The sequence below is a fragment of the Sporichthyaceae bacterium genome (genome assembly GCA_036493475.1).
In the GTDB taxonomy this organism is placed as follows: domain Bacteria; phylum Actinomycetota; class Actinomycetes; order Sporichthyales; family Sporichthyaceae; genus DASQPJ01.
On record DASXPS010000065.1, the window covers coordinates 1 to 16,193 of the forward strand.

Sequence of the window (16,193 nt, forward strand, 5' to 3'; positions counted from 1 at the left end):
ACGTGGCGAGGCGTGCAACCCGACGACATCGCGACGCTGATCTACACCTCGGGCACAACCGGCCCCTCCAAGGGCGTGCAGCTCTCGCACCGCAATCTGATGGCCACGCTGAACGGATGTGCGCAGCTACTCCCGACGCGCCCGGCGGGGCGACTGGTGTCCTACCTGCCGTGTGCCCACGTCGCAGATCGCCTGGTCGCCCACTACATCGGATTGGCGACCGGCTCGTCGATCACCACGATCGACGACCCCAGGGCGGTGCTCGCCGGCCTCGTCGACGCCCGCCCGACGAGCTGGCTCGCCGTCCCGCGGATCTGGGAGAAGCTCAAGGCCGGTCTGGAGGCCAAGGGCGTGACGGACCCGGCGGCCTTGCCGGAGGAGGCCAGGGCGGCCACCCGCGTCGCGCTCGGCCTCGACCAGGCCGACTGGGCCCTGTCCGGCGCGGCGCCGATCGCCCCGGAGACGCTCACCTACCTCATGGCCCTGGGCCTGCCCGTCGTCGAGGGTTGGGCGATGTCGGAGACCGCGTGCGGGGGGACCGTTAACCCGCTCGAGGACGTGCGCGTCGGCACCGTCGGCAAGCCGATGGGTGGCATGGACGTCAAGCTCGCGGACGACGGCGAGCTATTGCTGCGCGGGGAGAACGTCATGGTGGGTTATCGCAACGACCCCGAACGAACCGCTGAGGCAATCGATCCGGACGGCTGGCTGCACACCGGTGACATCGCCGAGATCGACGCCGACAGCTACGTGCGGATCGTGGACCGCAAGAAGGAACTGATCATCAACGCGGCGGGCAAGAACATGTCGCCGGCCAACATCGAGCAGAAGCTCAAGGCCGCCAGCCCGCTGATCGGGCAGGCCTGTGTCATCGGCGACGCACGGCCCTACAACGTCGCGCTACTCGTGCTCGACCCGGACGCCGTGGCCGCACATGCGAAGGCCCACGGTCTCGAGCCTGCGCCGGCGGCGCTGGCTGCCGACCCCGGCACGCAGGAGCTGATCCGGGTTGCCGTGGAGGCCGCCAATGCCCGGCTCAGCCGCCCCGAGCAGATCAAGCGCTTCACGGTGCTGGGCGTCGACTGGCTGCCGGACGGTGAGGAGTTGACGCCCACCATGAAACTCAAGCGGCGGTGCGTGGCAGCCAAGTACGCCGCCGAGATCGAGTCGCTCTACGCATAGCCGTTCGGCTGATCCCGACTCAGACGTTCCCCGGATACCGCGAACCGGCGACAACCGGCACGCTCGCGAACATGTCGCACTCCAACCGCGTGCCCAACCTGCGTCGGCCGTTCGCCATCTGCTTCCACTGCGACACCGTGGAGGCATTGACGAAGGCGTCCGAGGACGGTTGGGCGCTGGTGTTCCGGCACCACCGGATGTTCGGTTACATCTGCCCGGCCTGCCAGAACCCGCAGGAGCAGGTCGAGGCCGAGGTCGACGAGGCGTCGGCGATGATCGTCCGGCAACAGAGCCGGTCGGACAGCCCGTCCAACCTTCCCGGGTGACGATCGAGATGCCGCTGACCGTGCTCGTGGTCCGTGTGCTGGTCATGACCTGGCTGCTGGTGCTGACCAGTGCACTGCTGGCTTACGGTTCCTGGGGCTGGGCGCTGCTGCCCGCCGCAGGCGCCGGGGGGCATCTGTGGTACCTCGTGCGCGGGCAGGGGCTGCGCGCCTGCGGTTGCCACGCTCGACGATGACCGGGGATCGGGCGGGCGAGCTAGCGGCGCATCCGGGTTGCCGCGCGTAGCCTGTGCGACGTGCCCGACGACTCGCGTCGGTGGGTGAGATCGAGGCGGAGCCATGGTGGAGATCGGTGGACTGTCGGCGTTGGAATGCCCGGTGTGCGGTGAGCGCATCCCGGTAACCATGACCGACGAGAACCCGGTCACGGTCACCCTGCACGACGGGGTGCCGGACGCGGCGCAGGTCGAGCTCACCGTGCAGATCCAGCACACCTGCCGGACCAAGGTCACCATGGGGGTGCGCGCCGGCCCGGACGGCCCCGTGCGGAGCTTCTCGGTCACCGTTCCGGGCGAAACGATTGACGCGCCGTCATCTACTCCGCGAAAGAGCGTCTGACCTGGGCAAAGCGTGGTGGGCGTTACTGGGATTGAACCAGTGACCTCTTCCGTGTCAGGGAAGCGCTCTCCCGCTGAGCTAAACGCCCGGGAATGAAAACTCGAGGCCGGAGCGGGAATCGAACCCGCGTATACGGCTTTGCAGGCCGTTGCCTCAGCCACTCGGCCATCCGGCCTTCGAGCGGACGACGGGATTCGAACCCGCGACCCTCACCTTGGCAAGGTGATGCTCTACCAACTGAGCCACGTCCGCGCGACCTTCGGGACGTTCCCGCCCCGCGGTGCAGGTAGGAACAATAGCCCATCGCCGGCGGGCCCCACACCGGGTTGCACGCCGCCGCATGGCGCGCACCTACGCTGGCCCTGTGCGCGTCGATGAGCCCGTGTTCGCCGCCGGGGGACGGGTGGCCCGGGGGCTGCGCGAGGTCACCGGCGATCTCGCGGCGCTGCACCGACCGGGCTTCTGGGCGGTGCTGGTCACGTTCGAGGGCGCGGTCACCTGCGCCCGGTTCGGCGACGTCAGCCCGGGCCCGCCGCCGGCCGTGCGCCCGTGGGCCGGCCCGGCGCCGGCGGCCTGGAGCACGTCGCTGGACGAGACGGCGTACCGCCGCGCGGTGACGCGTATCCGCGAGCACATCGCGGCCGGTGAGGTGTATCAGGCCAACCTCTGCCGGGTGCTGCGCGCCGAGCTACCCGACCCGGACCGCGCCGACCCGATGGCGCTGGCCGCCCTGCTCGCGGCGGGGAACCCGGCCCCGCACGCGGCCGCGCTGCGGCTGCCCGGCATCGCGGTGGTCGGCGCCTCCCCGGAGCTCTACCTGCGCCGTGCCGGTGCGCAGATCGAATCCGCGCCGATCAAGGGCACTGCCCGTCCCGGCACCGCGCTCGGCGAGAAGGACCGCGCGGAGAACGTGATGATCGTCGACCTGGTGCGCAATGACCTCGGCCGGGTCTGCGTGCCGGGCAGTGTCACGGTGCCCGCGCTGTGTGTGGAGGAGCCGCACCCCGGTCTGGTGCACCTGGTCTCGACGGTGCGCGGCCGACTGCACGGTGACGTCGGCTGGCCAGAGCTGATCGACGCCACCTTTCCGCCCGGCTCGGTCAGCGGTGCGCCCAAGGCCGCGGCCCTGGACATCATCCGCGCGTTGGAGCCCACCGCCCGCGGCCCGTACTGCGGAGCACTCGGCTGGGTGGACAACACCACCGGCACCGCGGCGCTGGCCGTCGGCATCCGCACGTTCTGGATAGAGCAGGACACGCTGCACTTCGGCACCGGGGCGGGCATCACCTGGGGCTCCGAGGAGGCCGCGGAGTGGGCGGAAACCGAGCTGAAGGCCGCGCACCTGCTGGACCTGGCCACCGGGGCCGCGCTGGTGGGTCGCCGGTGAGCGAGCGCAGCGAGCTCACCATCGAACACAGTGCGCGCATGGCCGAAAGGCGCGCCGGCCGCAGGGAGGCACGCCGGTGAGCAGCGTCTGGCTCAACGGCCGAATGGTGCCCGTCGAGCAGGCCACCGTGCCGATCACCGACCACGGCCTGACCGTCGGCGACGGGGTGTTCGAGACCACCAAGGTCATCCACGGCGTGCCGTTCGCGCGCACCCGGCACCTGGCCCGGCTGCACGACTCGGCCCGGGCGATCGGCCTGCCGCTGCCCGACGACGACTATCTGCGCGCAGCCATCGACGCGGTGTGCGCCACGGTCGCCGACGCGCCGCTGGCCCGGCTGCGCCTCACGGTCACCGCCGGCCCCGGGCCGGCCGGCTCCGCGCGCGGTGCGGGTCCGCCCACGGTGTGGGCCTCCGCGACGCCCACAAGCCCGCCCAGCGCCCCGGAGACGGCCATTGTGGTCCCGTGGCGGCGCAACGAGAACGGGGCGCTCACTGGCGTGAAGACGACGTCCTACGCGGAGAACGTGGTCGCCCTGGCCACGGCCCGCGCGGCCGGGGTCGGAGAGGCATTGCTGGCCAATACCGCCGGCGAGTTGTGCGAGGGCACCGGCACCAACGTGTTCTGCGTACTGGACGGGGTCGCCTGTACGCCACCGCTGCGTTCCGGCTGTCTGGCCGGGGTCACCCGAGCGCTTTTACTGGCCTGGTGCCCACAGGTCGTGGAGCGCTCCCTGAGCCTGGCCGACCTGGCCCGCGCGGAGGAGGTGTTCCTCACCTCCGCCACCCGCGACGTGCACGCCGTGGCCTCGGTGGACGGCCGCCGCCCCGGCGGACCAAAGGCCCCGGTACCCGGCCCGGTCACCACGGCGATCGCCGCGCGGTTCGCTGCCCGCGCCGCCGAGGACCACGACCCGTAACAACGAAGGGGCGGCGCTCGCGAAGCGAGTCGCCGCCCGTTCTGCGGCGCGGAGCGCCGCCATGTGACGAGATCTGATCAGCTGCGGTTCGCGCTTTCCGCGAACAGTCCTCTCCTACCCGATCAGATCTCCGCGATGAGTTGCGTCAACGCGGTGTCGATGTCCAGGTGCATGGATTCGTCACCAGCCGGGACCGTGGCGTAGGTGCGCTCCAGGAAGGTCGACAGCTCGGGAGCCGGGGCCTCCAACAGTGCTTCGCCCTCGGGGGAGCTCAGCGATACGTACACGACCTGCTCGCCGGCCTCGCTGGACGGCCAGACACGCACGTCACCCAGGCCGGCATCGTCCTTCAGGCCCGCCGCGAGCAGGTCGCGGGCGAACACCCACTCGACGGTGTCACCGGCGGCGTGGAAGGTGGCATGGATCGCATACGGATCCGAAACGTCGTACCGCAGCGCGGCGGGGACGGGCAAGGCTGCATCGCCGGCGACCAAAAGTCGCAAGCGAAGCTCGCAGGTGACCGAAGACTCTGCCTTCATCTGCGCGCGTGCCTCTCTCGATGGTGCTCGGCGGTTTGCCCGGCCTCTCCGGGGACCCTTGCGTTGCCGCAGGTGGCTCCGGGAGTCAAACCTTGCCGCGCTTGGCGTCGTTCAGGCTGTACAACGCCCGTCGGAAGCTCAGGTCACTGTGTATCGCCAGGATTCTTCGTCAGGCAAGGGTCCGAGCGCTTCGCAATGGCCTGGTCATCACGCTCGGTCAAGCCGTCGGAAGTGATCTCCGTCGAGAGAGTTTCAACGCTCGCGGCGACCGGTATGTCCGGGTTGTCCAGCCCAAAACGGGATGCCAGGGGCCCTTGGAGCTCCTCACCGGTCGTCCGCCCGCCGTTCGCGCGAACGGCACGGGAGGCACTCAATCGGACACCGTGACCCATTGCAGTGGATCTTGGCTCAGCCAAATTTGAATCGGCCTTGGCGAGTGGTAGCCGCCGGCATGGTCATGTGCTCCGGTGCTCAACCGAAGGGCCGGTGCCCATCGGGTAGGGTTTCGCAGCGCGTCCCGGGCGATTAGCTCAGCGGGAGAGCGCCCCGCTCACACCGGGGAGGTCACTGGTTCGATCCCAGTATCGCCCACCCGACACACCGCCCTCGGCGTCGCGGAGGCACGCCGAAGGGGGCCCTGATGACCGAACTGACGATCACCGTCGACGGTGCGCTGCGGTCGGTGGCCGACGGCGCTACCGCGGGCGAGCTGTTCGTCGAGGACCGTGCGGTGATCGCGGCGCGGGTGGACGGCGAACTTCGCGATCTGGCCCACGTGCTCGCCGACGGCGCGGTCGTGGAGGGGGTGCGCAACGACTCCCCGCAGGGGTTGGCCATCGTCCGTCACTCCTGCGCGCACGTGCTGGCGCAGGCCGTGCAGGAGCTGTTCCCCGACGCGCGGTTGGGCATCGGCCCGCCCATCGAGAACGGCTTTTACTACGACTTCGACGTGGCCACCCCGTTCACCCCGGACGACCTGGGCCGCATTGAGAAACGCATGCAGCAAATCGTGAAGGAACGGCAGACCTTCAGCAGGCGTGAGGTGTCCGATGACGAGGCGCGCACCGAACTCGCCGCGGAGCCGTACAAGCTGGAACTGATCGGGCTCAAGGGCGGCGCCGGTAGCGACGACGAGGCGAACGTCGAGGTCGGTGCCGGGCAGCTGACCATCTACGACAACCACCGCCAGGACGGGACGCTGGCCTGGAAGGACCTGTGTCGCGGTCCGCATGTGCCGCACACCGGGAACATCCCGGCGTTCCGGCTGATGCGCAGCGCGGCAGCGTACTGGCGGGGCAGTGAGAAAAACCCACAACTGCAAAGGCTCTACGGGACGGCCTGGGAGTCCCGCGACGCGCTGAAGAACTACCTGACCCGACTGGAGGAGGCCTCCCGCCGCGACCACCGCAAGCTCGGCGTGGAGCTGGACCTGTTCAGTTTCCCGGACGAGATCGGGTCCGGTCTGGCGGTGTTCCACCCCAAGGGCGGCACGATGCGCCGGGTGATGGAGGACTACTCCCGTCGCCGGCACGAGGAGGCCGGCTACGAGTTCGTGAACACCCCGCACATCACCAAGTCCAACCTGTTCGAGACCTCGGGTCACCTGCAGTGGTACGCCGACGGCATGTACCCGCCGATGCAGATGGAGGGCGCGGACTACTACCTCAAGCCGATGAACTGCCCGTTCCACAACCTGATCTTCCGCAGCCGTGGTCGGTCCTATCGCGAGCTTCCGTTGCGATTGTTCGAGTTCGGCACCGTGTACCGGTTCGAGAAGTCCGGGGTGGTCCACGGCCTGACCCGGGTGCGCGGGATGACCCAGGACGACGCGCACATCTACTGCACCCGCGAGCAGATGCGGGACGAACTCGCCTCGCTGCTGCGCTTCGTGCTGGACCTGCTGCGCGACTACGGGCTCAACGACTTCTACCTGGAGCTGTCCACCAAGGATCCGGAGAAGTGCGTCGGCACCGACGAGGACTGGGCCGAGGCCACCGAGACGTTGCGCGAGGTGGCCACCGCCGAGGGCCTGGACCTGGTGATGGACCCCGGTGGCGCGGCGTTCTACGGGCCGAAGATCTCCGTGCAGGCCCGCGATGCGATCGGGCGCACCTGGCAGATGTCCACCATCCAACTGGACTTCAACCTGCCCAAGCTCTTCGAGTTGGAGTTCCAGGCCGCGGACGGCTCCCGGCAGCAGCCGATCATGATCCACCGGGCGTTGTTCGGCTCGGTGGAACGGTTCTTCGCGGTGCTGGTCGAGCACTACGCGGGCGCGTTCCCGCCGTGGCTGGCCCCGGTGCAGGTGGTCGGCATCCCGATCGCCGATGCGCACATCGAGTACCTGCAGGAGGTCGCCGCACAGTTGCGGGCGCATGGCATCCGGGTCGAGGTGGACACCGCCGACGACCGTATGCAGAAGAAGATTCGCAACGCACAAAAGCAAAAGGTCCCGTTCATGCTGCTGGCCGGCGACGAGGACGTGGCGGTGGGCGCGGTCTCCTTCCGCTATCGCAACGGGGAGCAGCGCAACGGCGTGCCGATCGCGCGGGCCGTGGAGGAAATCGTCGCCGCGGTGCGGGACCGGGTGCAGGTCTGACGTTGGCCGACGAGGGCGTGCAGTGGTCCGAGGGCGTCGGGGAACCCGACGGCTTCGGCCGGCTGTGGACCCCGCACCGGCTGGCCTACATCAAAGGCGAGAACAAACCCACCGGTAGCGGGGCGCAGGACGGTTGCCCGTTCTGCCGCATCCCCGCCCTGCCCGACGACGAGGGCCTGATCGTGCATCGGGGTGCACTGGTCTACGCGGTGCTCAACCTGTACCCGTACAACGGCGGGCACCTGATGCTGGTGCCCTACCGGCACGTGGCGGACTACACCGAGTTGAGCGCCGAGGAAGTCATCGAGGTCGCCGAGCTCACCCGGCAGGCGCTGCGCGCGTTGCGCACCGCCTCGGGGGCGCAGGGCTTCAACGTCGGCATGAACCTGGGCCAGGTGGCGGGCGCGGGTATCGCCGGTCACCTCCACCAGCACGTGGTGCCCCGCTGGGGTGGGGACACCAACTTCATGCCGGTGGTCGGGCACACCAAGGTGCTGCCGCAACTGCTGGCGCAGACGTGGGAGGCGGTCCGGGCCGGCTGGCCCGCGGACTGACATGGCGTCAGCTCCGCGCCGTGTGGCCGACGACACCTCGTACTCACCGGTACGACCGACCTCGGCACACCGCCGTTACCCGGCCTCACCGAGAATGGAGGCCAGCCGTCGCGACGCCGGAGGTCGCTCCACCATGCAGGACTGGGCACTGAGCCCGCTGGACATCTCGTTCCTCACCATCGAGACCGCGGCGACCCCGATGAACATGGGCGCGGTGTTGGTGTTTGGGGCCACCGAGGACGGCGCCGTCCCGGACCCGGAGCAGATGCTGGCGCTGGTGCGGGCGCGGGCTGCCGCGGCACCCAGGTTGCGTCGCAAGCTCGCCCCGGACTGGTTGCCGCTGGGTGGAGCCCACTGGGTCGAGGACCCCGATTTCGACGCCTACCGGCACGTGAGGCGCACCCGGGCGCGTGGGCAGGGCGGCCGCGAGGAGTTGCACGCCTGGATCGCGCGAACGCTGGCCGACCGACTGGATCGCAGTCGCCCGTTGTGGGAGATCCATCTGCTCAGTGACCTGGCCGACGGACGTGTCGCGGCGTTGATGAAGATGCACCACGCTTTTCTGGACGGGATGGGCGCGGTGACGCTGGCCTATGCGTTGACCGACGGCGGGCCGGATGGGAACGCGCTGCCGGGTCCGACGCCGTCGGATCACCCGCGCGGTGCGGCGCGCATCCTGGCGCGGCGCCTGGTCGGGCCGCTCGCCGAGGTCACCGAACCGCGCGCGTTGGCCCGCACCGCGATGCACGCCGCGGGCACCGCGGCCGGGGTGGTGTCCACGATGAGCAAGCCGGGCCACGGCCTGCCGTTCGACCGCACGGTGAGTCCGGCCCGGGAGTTCGTCTCCACCTCGGTGCCGCTGTGCGACCTGCGCACCCTGCGCAAGGCGTTCGGCGGTACCGGGGCCAGTGCCAACGACGTGCTCGTCGCCCTTATGGCCGGGGCGTTGCGCACCTGGCTGCGCGACCTGCGCTTGGACACCGACCGCACGATCCGGGCCATGGTGCCGGTGGGCTCGAACCGAACCCCGGTGACCGGCGGGGCGGGCAACAACTTTTCCGCGTTCCTGTTGGAGCTGCCGGTCAACGAGCCCGACCCGGTGGCGCGGGTGCGGGCGGTCTGCGCGGCGATGACGCACAACCGGGTGGTCGGTCCGGAGGGCGGTCCCGGCGCGGTGCAACTGCTCACCAACCTGCTGCCGCCGGCCCTGGTCCGGCTGGGCGGCCCGGTGTTGGCGTCGCGGGCAGCGCGGCTGTTCGACATGCTGGTGACCACCGTGCCGATCCCGCGACCGATGCAGCTGGACGGCTTTCCGTGCACCGAGCTGTACCCGGTGGCGCCGCTGGCCCAGGGCCAGCCGCTGGGCATCGCGCTGTCCACCTACCGCGGACACGGCTACGTCGGCATCTCCGCCGACCCGATCGCCGTCCCCGAACCCGCTGCCCTGGCCGCCGCCGTCCCCGCCGAGCTGGAACGACTGCTCGCCCTGGCCTGAAAACCCCGAACGTCCGGCTGACGCAGCGTTCTAACGCCGCGTCGGCCGGACGTTACGGGTGGGTCAGTCGTCGGACTCGGCCTGGAGCTTGGCGGCGACGTGTGACGGCATGGGTTCGTGCCGGACGTAGTGGCGGCTGAACGTGCCGGTGCCGTGCGAGATCGAGCGCAGGTCGATGGCGTAGCGAACGATCTCCAGGGCCGGTACCTCGGCCTTGATGAGGGTGCGGCCGCCGGCGCCCACCGGCTCGGAGCCGAGCACCCGACCACGGCGGGTGGACAGGTCGCTCATGACGCCGCCGACGTAGTCGTCGGCGACCAGCACGGCGATCTCGTCGACCGGCTCCAGCAGGGCCACCACGCCTTTCTCCGCGGCGTCCTTCAGCGCCAGCGCCCCGGCCATCTGGAAGGCCATGTCGGAGGAGTCGACGCTGTGCGCCTTGCCGTCGTGCAGCGTGACCCGGATGTCCTGCACGGCGTAGCCGGCGACGACACCGCGCTCCATCTGACTGCGCACGCCCTTTTCCACCGACGGGATGAACTGGCGCGGTACCGAACCGCCGACCACCTTGTCGACGAACTCGAAGCCGGAACCCGAGGGCAGCGGCTCGACCTCGATGTCGCACACCGCGTACTGCCCGTGCCCGCCGGATTGCTTGACGTGCCGGCCGTGCCCGCCGGCCTTGCCCGCGAACGTCTCGCGCAATGCCACCTTCACCGGCACGGAGTCCACCGCCACGCCGTACCGGTTGTTCAGCCTGTCCAGCAGCACGTCCAGATGTGCTTCGCCCATGCACCACAGCACCAGTTGGTGGGTCTCGGGGTTGTTCTCCAAGCGCAGAGTCGGGTCCTCGGCGAGCAGCCGGCCCAGGCCCTGGGAGAGCTTGTCCTCATCGGCCTTGGAGTGCGCCACCACGGCCACCGGCAGCAGCGGCTCGGGCATCGCCCACGGGTGCATGAGCAGCGGGGCTTCCTTGTCGGACAGCGTGTCCCCGGTCTCCGCCTTGGTCAGCTTGGCCACCGCGACCACGTCGCCGGCCACTGCTTTCTCGATCGGGCGGTGCGTCTTGCCCAGCGGGCAGGTCAGGGCGCCGACTTTCTCGTCGGCGTCGTGGTCCTCATGCCCGCGATCGGCCAGGAAGTGGCCGGACACGTGCAGTGTGGCGTCCGCCCGCAGCGTGCCGGAGAAGATGCGCACCAGCGAAATCTTGCCCACGTAGGGGTCCGAGGTGGTCTTCACGACCTCGGCCACCAGCGGGCCGTCCGGGTCGCAGGACAGCGCCGGCCGCGTGTCGCCGTTCAGTCCGGTGACCTCGGGGATGCGGTGCTCCGTCGGGGACGGGAAACCGTCCGTGATCACCTCGAGCAACTCGGTCATGCCCACACCGGTGGTCGGGTTCACCGGGAGCACGGGATAGAACGACCCACGGGCGACCGCGGTCTCCAGGTCGTCGATGAGCACCTTGAGGTCGATGTCCTCACCGGAGAGGTAACGGTCCATCAGGGTCTCGTCCTCGCTCTCCGCGATGACGCCCTCGATGAACGAGTTGCGCTGGTCGTCGATCTCCAGCTGCAGCGCCTCATCGGCCGGGGAGGCCGTCCGGGTGCCGCCGGAGTAGTCGTACACGCACTTGGACAGCAGCCCGACCAGGCCGGTCAGCTGGCCCTCGCTGTCGGTGCGCGGAAGGTACGCGGGCAGCACGCCGCCACCGAACGCGTCCTGGCAGATGTCGATGACCTCCGCGTAATCGGCGCGCTGGTGGTCCAGCTTGGTGACCACGACAGCGCGCGGCATGCCGACCCCGGCGCACTCGTCCCAGAGCATGCGGGTGGTGCCGTCCACGCCATCGGCCGCGGAGATCACGAACAGCGCGGCGTCGGCGGCGCGCAACCCGGCGCGCAGATCACCGACGAAGTCCGCATAGCCGGGGGCATCCAGCAGGTTCACCTTCACGTCGCCCACCGAAATCGGGGCCAGCGACAGGTTCACCGAGCGCTGCTGGCGGATCTCCGCGTCGTCGAAATCGCTGACCGTGGTGCCTTCCTCGATGCGGCCCGGGCGGGTGATACCCCCGGTGGCCAACAGCAGGGCCTCGGTCACGGTCGTCTTGCCGGCGCCGGTGTGGCCGACCAGCACGACGTTGCGAATCTTTGTGGGCTGGTCGGCCTCCGGTGCTTTGCCGGCGACTGCGGAGTGGGACTTGTCGGCCATATGCGCCACCTCCTTGTGGTCAGGGCCGGGTGACCCCGGTCACGGCAGTCGACACCCGTACGCCGCCTGCCCGCAAGGGGCCGGTGCCACGCATTCACGCCCACGACAAACCGGGTGTGGCGGGCGCGACCGGGAGGATGCGCCGCTGCGTACGATGGGGGCGCCGCGGAACCCAGGAGAGGCCGTGCTCAATAAGTACGCGCGCGCGTTCTTCACCCGCGTGTTCGCCCCGATCGCCCGCGCGTTGGTGCGGGCGGGAATCAGCCCTGACGTGATCACCGTCATCGGCACGCTCGGGGTGATCGGCGGCGCGCTGGGCTTCTACCCGCGCGGTGAGTTCTTCTGGGGCACGATCGTGATCACGTGCTTCGTTTTCGGCGACATTATCGACGGCACCATGGCCCGGCTCACCCAGCGCAACTCGGTCTGGGGCGCCTACCTGGACTCGACCATGGACCGCTTCGCCGACGCCGCCGTGTTCGGCGGGTTGGCCATGTGGTGGGCGCGCAGTGGTGACAACAACCTGCTCGCGGCGCTGGCCATCTACAACCTCGCCACCGGCTCGTTCGTCTCCTACGCCCGGGCCCGCGCGGAGAGCCTGGGCATGCAGGCCACGGTGGGCATGGCCGAACGCGCCGATCGGTTGGTGCTGGTGCTGGTGGCCACCGGATTGGATGGCCTGGGCGTGCCGGGCGTGCTGCGCCTTGCGCTGATCATCTGCGCCGTGGCCAGCACGATCACCACTATCCAGCGCATTTGGGCGGTGCGTGGGCAGGCCATGGCGTTGTCCGCGGAGGACGCCGCGGTCCGGGTCGCCAAGGACAAGAAGACCTACAACCGCAAGGGACCGACCGTCGCCGGTAGCGAGGCGACCACCGGGGTGACTCCCGGATGACGGTGGATCTTCGTTCGGCGTCCACCGCGACAGCGGAGACCGCGACGCTGCTGGAACGCGCGGTGACCCCGGCGTATCTGGCCGGATGGCGCACCGTGCGCAAGCTGCCGGAGCCGCTGGCCGACCGGATGTTCCGACGCATCGCGGACACGCTGTGGGCCCGGCGCGGTCGTGGTGTGGTGCAGTTGGAGCGCAACCTCGCCCGGGTGCTGGACCTGCCGGTGGACGACCCGGTGGTGCGCGAGCGCAGCCGGGAGGGCATGCGCTCCTACCTGCGCTACTGGGCAGAGAGTTTCCGGTTGCCCGCCTGGGACACCGAGCAGGTGCTGCGCCGGGTGCGCCCGGAGGGCGAGGAGCACCTGGACGCCGAGCACGCCGTCGGCATCGGCGTGGTGCTCGCGTTGCCGCACTGCGCGAACTGGGACCTGGCCGGCAGCTGGCTGACCGCCCGCGGGATGCCGTTCACCACCGCCGCGGAACGGCTGCGCCCGGCCGCGCTGTACGACGCCTTCGTTTCCTACCGCACCCGGCTGGGCATGGAGGTGCTGGCGCTGGACCCGGGCAACGGGATATCGGTGTTCGGCACGCTGTCCGGCCGGCTGCGTGAGGGCAAGGTGGTCTGTCTGGTGGCCGATCGCGACCTCACCTCCAGCGGCCTCGAGGTCGACTTCTTCGGCGCCCCGGCGCGCATGCCGGCCGGTCCGGCCGCGCTGTCCGTGGGCACCGGGGCAGCGCTGTTGCCGGTCACCCTCTGGTACGAGGACCGGGCCATGCGGTTGCACATCCACCCGCGCATTCCCCAGCCGACCGTGGGGTCGCGCAGTGAGCGGATCGCCGCGATGACCCAAGAACTGGCCGGGGTGTTCCAGGAGTCGATCACCGCACATCCGGCCGATTGGCACATGCTGCAACGGATCTGGGTCGAGGACCTGAGGCTGCGTCACCGCAGCGCGTCCCGGTAGGGCGGGCGTGCGCGTCGGTTTGGTCTGCCCCTACTCCTGGGACGTCCCGGGCGGGGTTCAGGCGCACATCCACGACTTGGCCCTGGCGCTGCTGGACCTGGGTCATCAGGTGTCGGTGTTGGCGCCCGTCGACGAGGATGCGGTCCCCGCCCTACCGGAGTGGGTGGTGCCCGCCGGGCGCGCGGTGCCGGTGCCGTTCAACGGTTCGGTGGCCCGGTTGGCGTTCGGACCGGTGACCAAGGCCCGGGTCCGGCGTTGGGTGCGCGACGGCAATTTCGACGTGCTGCACGTGCACGAGCCGACCGTGCCCAGCCTGTCGGTCTTGGCCTGTTGGGGTGCCACCGGCCCGATCGTAGGAACGTTCCACATGGCCAACGAACGCTCCCGCGCCATGGCCGCCGCGCACGCGGTGCTGCAACCGTTCCTGGAGAAGATCAATGCGCGGATCGCGGTCTCCGAGCCGGCCCGACGCACGCTGGTCGAGCATCTGGGCGGGGACGCGATTCTGATCCCGAACGGGGTCGCCGTGCACCGATTCGCGAGTGCCGAACCGTTGCCGGGCTGGCCCGCCCCGGGGAATGAGCACGGTGGTGGGGCGCTCGGTTTCCTCGGCCGTTTCGACGAACCGCGCAAGGGCTTCGACGTGCTGATCGCGGCGATGGAACGGCTGGTGGTCGACCGCCCGGGGTTGCGGTTGCTGGTGGCCGGGCCCGGGGAGCAGGAGACGGCGTTGGCCGCGATGTCCCCGGCGGTGCGCGAACGGGTCACCATGCTCGGGTTGGTCAGTGAGACCGACAAGGCGCGGATGTTGCGCTCGGTGGACCTCTACATCGCCCCGAACACCGGCGGGGAGAGCTTCGGGATCATCCTCACCGAGGCGATGGCCGCGGGCACCGCGGTGGTCGCCGCTGACCTGGACGCTTTCCGTCGGGTCCTGGACGACGGCGCGGTCGGCGCCCTGGTCGAGGTCGGCAACCCGGACGCGTTGGCGGTCGGCATCGGCGAGTTGTTGGATGATCCGCCACGCCGTGCCGCGCAGGCTGCGGCCGCTGCGGCCTCGGTGCGCCGGTACGACTGGGCGCAGGTCGCCGCAGACGTGGTGGCCGTCTACGAAACCGTGACAGCGGGTGCCGCCGGCGTTGCCGAGGACACCCGCGCGGGGCGGCTTGCCCGGCTGGTCGGCCTGGCCGGCGGCTGACCGACCGTGCTCGAGGTTGCCTCGTTCGTGCTGATCCTGCTGTTGGCCGGGTTCTACCTGAGCTGGACAGCCGGGCGCATCGACCAATTGCACCACCGCATCGAGGTGGGCCGCGCCGCGTTGGACGCCCAGCTCGTCCGGCGGTCCGCGGTGTCCATGGAGTTGGGCACCTGTGGGCTGCTCGACCCCGCTGCCGCGATGCTCATCGCCGCGGCTGCGCACGCGGCCCGCTCCTGCGCGGAGCAGGACCGGGAACTGGCCGAGTCCGATCTCTCCCGGGCATTGCGCGCCGCCCTGGACCAACCCGGCCAGGCCGCGGAGCTGCGGTCCGACCGGGGCGGGGAGGAGCTGCTCACCGAACTGGACGCGGCCGCCCGCCGCGTGGTGATGGCCCGGCGCTTCCACAACGACGCGGTGCGCGCCACTCGGGCGGTGCGCCGCAAACGCCACGTCCGCTATTTGCGGTTGGCCGGGCATGCCGCGGAGCCGACGACCGTTGAGTTCGACGACGAGCCCCCCGAGTGCCTCGCCCGCACCCTCTGACCCCGTCCTTGTCCGGGGTTTCGGGGTATCAGCACGCTTTGATGGCCCGAAATGCCGGACGAAGTTGGAGTGGGGGCGCTCGCTTAGACTGGGCGCGTCAACTCTCGAGCATTGAAAGGCCCGCGTTGAGCAGCCCCGAGACCGACCAGACCACTGGCACCGCGCGGGTGAAGCGCGGGATGGCCGAGATGCTCAAGGGCGGCGTGATCATGGACGTGGTCACCGCCGAGCAGGCCCGGATCGCCGAGGACGCGGGCGCCGTCGCGGTGATGGCGCTGGAGCGCGTGCCGGCCGACATCCGGGCTCAGGGCGGCGTGTCCCGCATGTCCGACCCGGACATGATCGAGGCGATCATCGAGGCCGTCTCGATTCCGGTGATGGCCAAGGCGCGGATCGGGCACTTCGTCGAGGCGCAGGTGCTGCAGAGCCTGGGCGTGGACTACATCGACGAGTCCGAGGTGCTCACCCCGGCCGACTACGCCCACCATGTGGACAAATGGCAGTTCACCGTGCCGTTCGTGTGCGGCGCCACGAACCTGGGTGAGGCACTGCGCCGCCTCGCCGAGGGCGCGGCGATGATCCGGTCCAAGGGCGAGGCGGGAACCGGGGACGTGTCCAATGCGGTCACCCACATGCGCACCATCGGCGACGAGATCCGCCGGCTGTCGTCGCTGCCCGACGACGAACTGTACGTCGCGGCCAAGGAGCTGCAGGCCCCCTACGAGCTGGTCCTGGAGGTCGCACAGGCCGGGAAGCTGCCGGTCGTGCTGTTCACCGCGGGCGGCATCGCCACCCCCGCCGACGCCG

16 protein-coding genes and 4 tRNA genes are annotated in these 16,193 nt (G+C 70.2%); 15 read left to right on the plus strand and 5 right to left on the minus strand.

Features of this window, described 5'->3' with window-relative positions:
* From VGJ14_07180 to VGJ14_07195, 4 genes are all read left to right on the plus strand, one after another.
* A partial coding sequence (locus VGJ14_07180) for an AMP-dependent synthetase/ligase (GenBank protein HEY2832191.1) occupies positions 1 to 1,182 on the plus strand: 1,182 nt, incomplete at its 5' end.
* Positions 1,183 to 1,253: 71 nt separating this feature from the next.
* Complete coding sequence (locus VGJ14_07185; protein ID HEY2832192.1) at positions 1,254 to 1,508, plus strand: hypothetical protein; 255 nt, start codon at positions 1,254 to 1,256, stop codon at positions 1,506 to 1,508.
* Complete coding sequence (locus VGJ14_07190; GenBank protein HEY2832193.1) at positions 1,505 to 1,702, plus strand: hypothetical protein; 198 nt, start codon at positions 1,505 to 1,507, stop codon at positions 1,700 to 1,702. The genes VGJ14_07185 and VGJ14_07190 overlap by 4 nt, the downstream gene beginning before the upstream one ends.
* Before the next feature lie 103 nt (positions 1,703 to 1,805).
* Positions 1,806 to 2,084: a hypothetical protein gene (locus tag VGJ14_07195; protein HEY2832194.1), complete on the plus strand. Its 279-nt coding sequence runs from the start codon at positions 1,806 to 1,808 to the stop codon at positions 2,082 to 2,084.
* 13 nt (positions 2,085 to 2,097) lie between these two features.
* Here VGJ14_07195 and VGJ14_07200 read toward each other — a convergent pair.
* From VGJ14_07200 to VGJ14_07210, 3 genes are all read right to left on the minus strand, one after another.
* Positions 2,098 to 2,172 (minus strand) — tRNA-Val (locus tag VGJ14_07200).
* 15 nt (positions 2,173 to 2,187) lie between these two features.
* Positions 2,188 to 2,259: transfer RNA gene (locus VGJ14_07205), tRNA-Cys, on the minus strand.
* A gap of 4 nt (positions 2,260 to 2,263) precedes the next feature.
* Positions 2,264 to 2,336, minus strand: a tRNA-Gly gene (locus VGJ14_07210).
* 112 nt (positions 2,337 to 2,448) lie between these two features.
* Between VGJ14_07210 and VGJ14_07215 the strand changes: the two genes are divergently transcribed.
* Positions 2,449 to 3,471: a chorismate-binding protein gene (locus VGJ14_07215; protein HEY2832195.1), complete on the plus strand. Its 1,023-nt coding sequence runs from the start codon at positions 2,449 to 2,451 to the stop codon at positions 3,469 to 3,471.
* A 76-nt stretch (positions 3,472 to 3,547) separates the two neighbouring features.
* On the plus strand, positions 3,548 to 4,390 hold the full coding sequence (locus VGJ14_07220; GenBank protein HEY2832196.1) for an aminotransferase class IV: 843 nt from the start codon (positions 3,548 to 3,550) through the stop codon (positions 4,388 to 4,390).
* A gap of 122 nt (positions 4,391 to 4,512) precedes the next feature.
* On the opposite strand, the gene VGJ14_07225 is transcribed toward VGJ14_07220, so the two are convergent.
* Entirely contained in the window at positions 4,513 to 4,929 is a 417-nt protein-coding gene (locus VGJ14_07225) for an SsgA family sporulation/cell division regulator (GenBank protein ID HEY2832197.1), read from the minus strand.
* A gap of 519 nt (positions 4,930 to 5,448) precedes the next feature.
* Here VGJ14_07225 and VGJ14_07230 point away from each other — a divergent pair.
* From VGJ14_07230 to VGJ14_07245, 4 genes are all read left to right on the plus strand, one after another.
* Positions 5,449 to 5,520: transfer RNA gene (locus VGJ14_07230), tRNA-Val, on the plus strand.
* A gap of 49 nt (positions 5,521 to 5,569) precedes the next feature.
* Complete coding sequence (thrS, locus tag VGJ14_07235) at positions 5,570 to 7,528, plus strand: threonine--tRNA ligase (GenBank protein HEY2832198.1); 1,959 nt, start codon at positions 5,570 to 5,572, stop codon at positions 7,526 to 7,528.
* 2 nt (positions 7,529 to 7,530) lie between these two features.
* The gene (locus VGJ14_07240) at positions 7,531 to 8,082 is read left to right on the plus strand and encodes an HIT domain-containing protein (GenBank protein ID HEY2832199.1); all 552 of its coding nucleotides are present in this window, start codon (positions 7,531 to 7,533) and stop codon (positions 8,080 to 8,082) included.
* Between the two features lie 133 nt (positions 8,083 to 8,215).
* The gene (locus VGJ14_07245) at positions 8,216 to 9,577 is read left to right on the plus strand and encodes a wax ester/triacylglycerol synthase family O-acyltransferase (protein HEY2832200.1); all 1,362 of its coding nucleotides are present in this window, start codon (positions 8,216 to 8,218) and stop codon (positions 9,575 to 9,577) included.
* Between the two features lie 63 nt (positions 9,578 to 9,640).
* Here the strand turns inward: VGJ14_07245 and VGJ14_07250 are convergent, their stop codons facing one another.
* Positions 9,641 to 11,788, minus strand: coding sequence for an elongation factor G-like protein EF-G2 (locus tag VGJ14_07250; GenBank protein HEY2832201.1), 2,148 nt, complete (start codon positions 11,786 to 11,788; stop codon positions 9,641 to 9,643).
* Between the two features lie 184 nt (positions 11,789 to 11,972).
* Here VGJ14_07250 and VGJ14_07255 point away from each other — a divergent pair, with 184 nt between their 5' ends.
* The 5 genes from VGJ14_07255 to pdxS all read left to right on the plus strand — a co-directional run.
* Complete coding sequence (locus VGJ14_07255) at positions 11,973 to 12,683, plus strand: CDP-alcohol phosphatidyltransferase family protein (GenBank protein HEY2832202.1); 711 nt, start codon at positions 11,973 to 11,975, stop codon at positions 12,681 to 12,683.
* Complete coding sequence (locus VGJ14_07260) at positions 12,680 to 13,645, plus strand: phosphatidylinositol mannoside acyltransferase (protein HEY2832203.1); 966 nt, start codon at positions 12,680 to 12,682, stop codon at positions 13,643 to 13,645. The genes VGJ14_07255 and VGJ14_07260 overlap by 4 nt, the downstream gene beginning before the upstream one ends.
* Positions 13,646 to 13,652: 7 nt before the next feature.
* Positions 13,653 to 14,843, plus strand: coding sequence for a glycosyltransferase family 4 protein (locus tag VGJ14_07265; GenBank protein HEY2832204.1), 1,191 nt, complete (start codon positions 13,653 to 13,655; stop codon positions 14,841 to 14,843).
* A gap of 6 nt (positions 14,844 to 14,849) precedes the next feature.
* Complete coding sequence (locus tag VGJ14_07270; GenBank protein ID HEY2832205.1) at positions 14,850 to 15,386, plus strand: hypothetical protein; 537 nt, start codon at positions 14,850 to 14,852, stop codon at positions 15,384 to 15,386.
* A 179-nt stretch (positions 15,387 to 15,565) separates the two neighbouring features.
* On the plus strand, positions 15,566 to 16,193 hold a 628-nt coding region (gene pdxS / locus VGJ14_07275; protein HEY2832206.1), incomplete at its 3' end, for a pyridoxal 5'-phosphate synthase lyase subunit PdxS.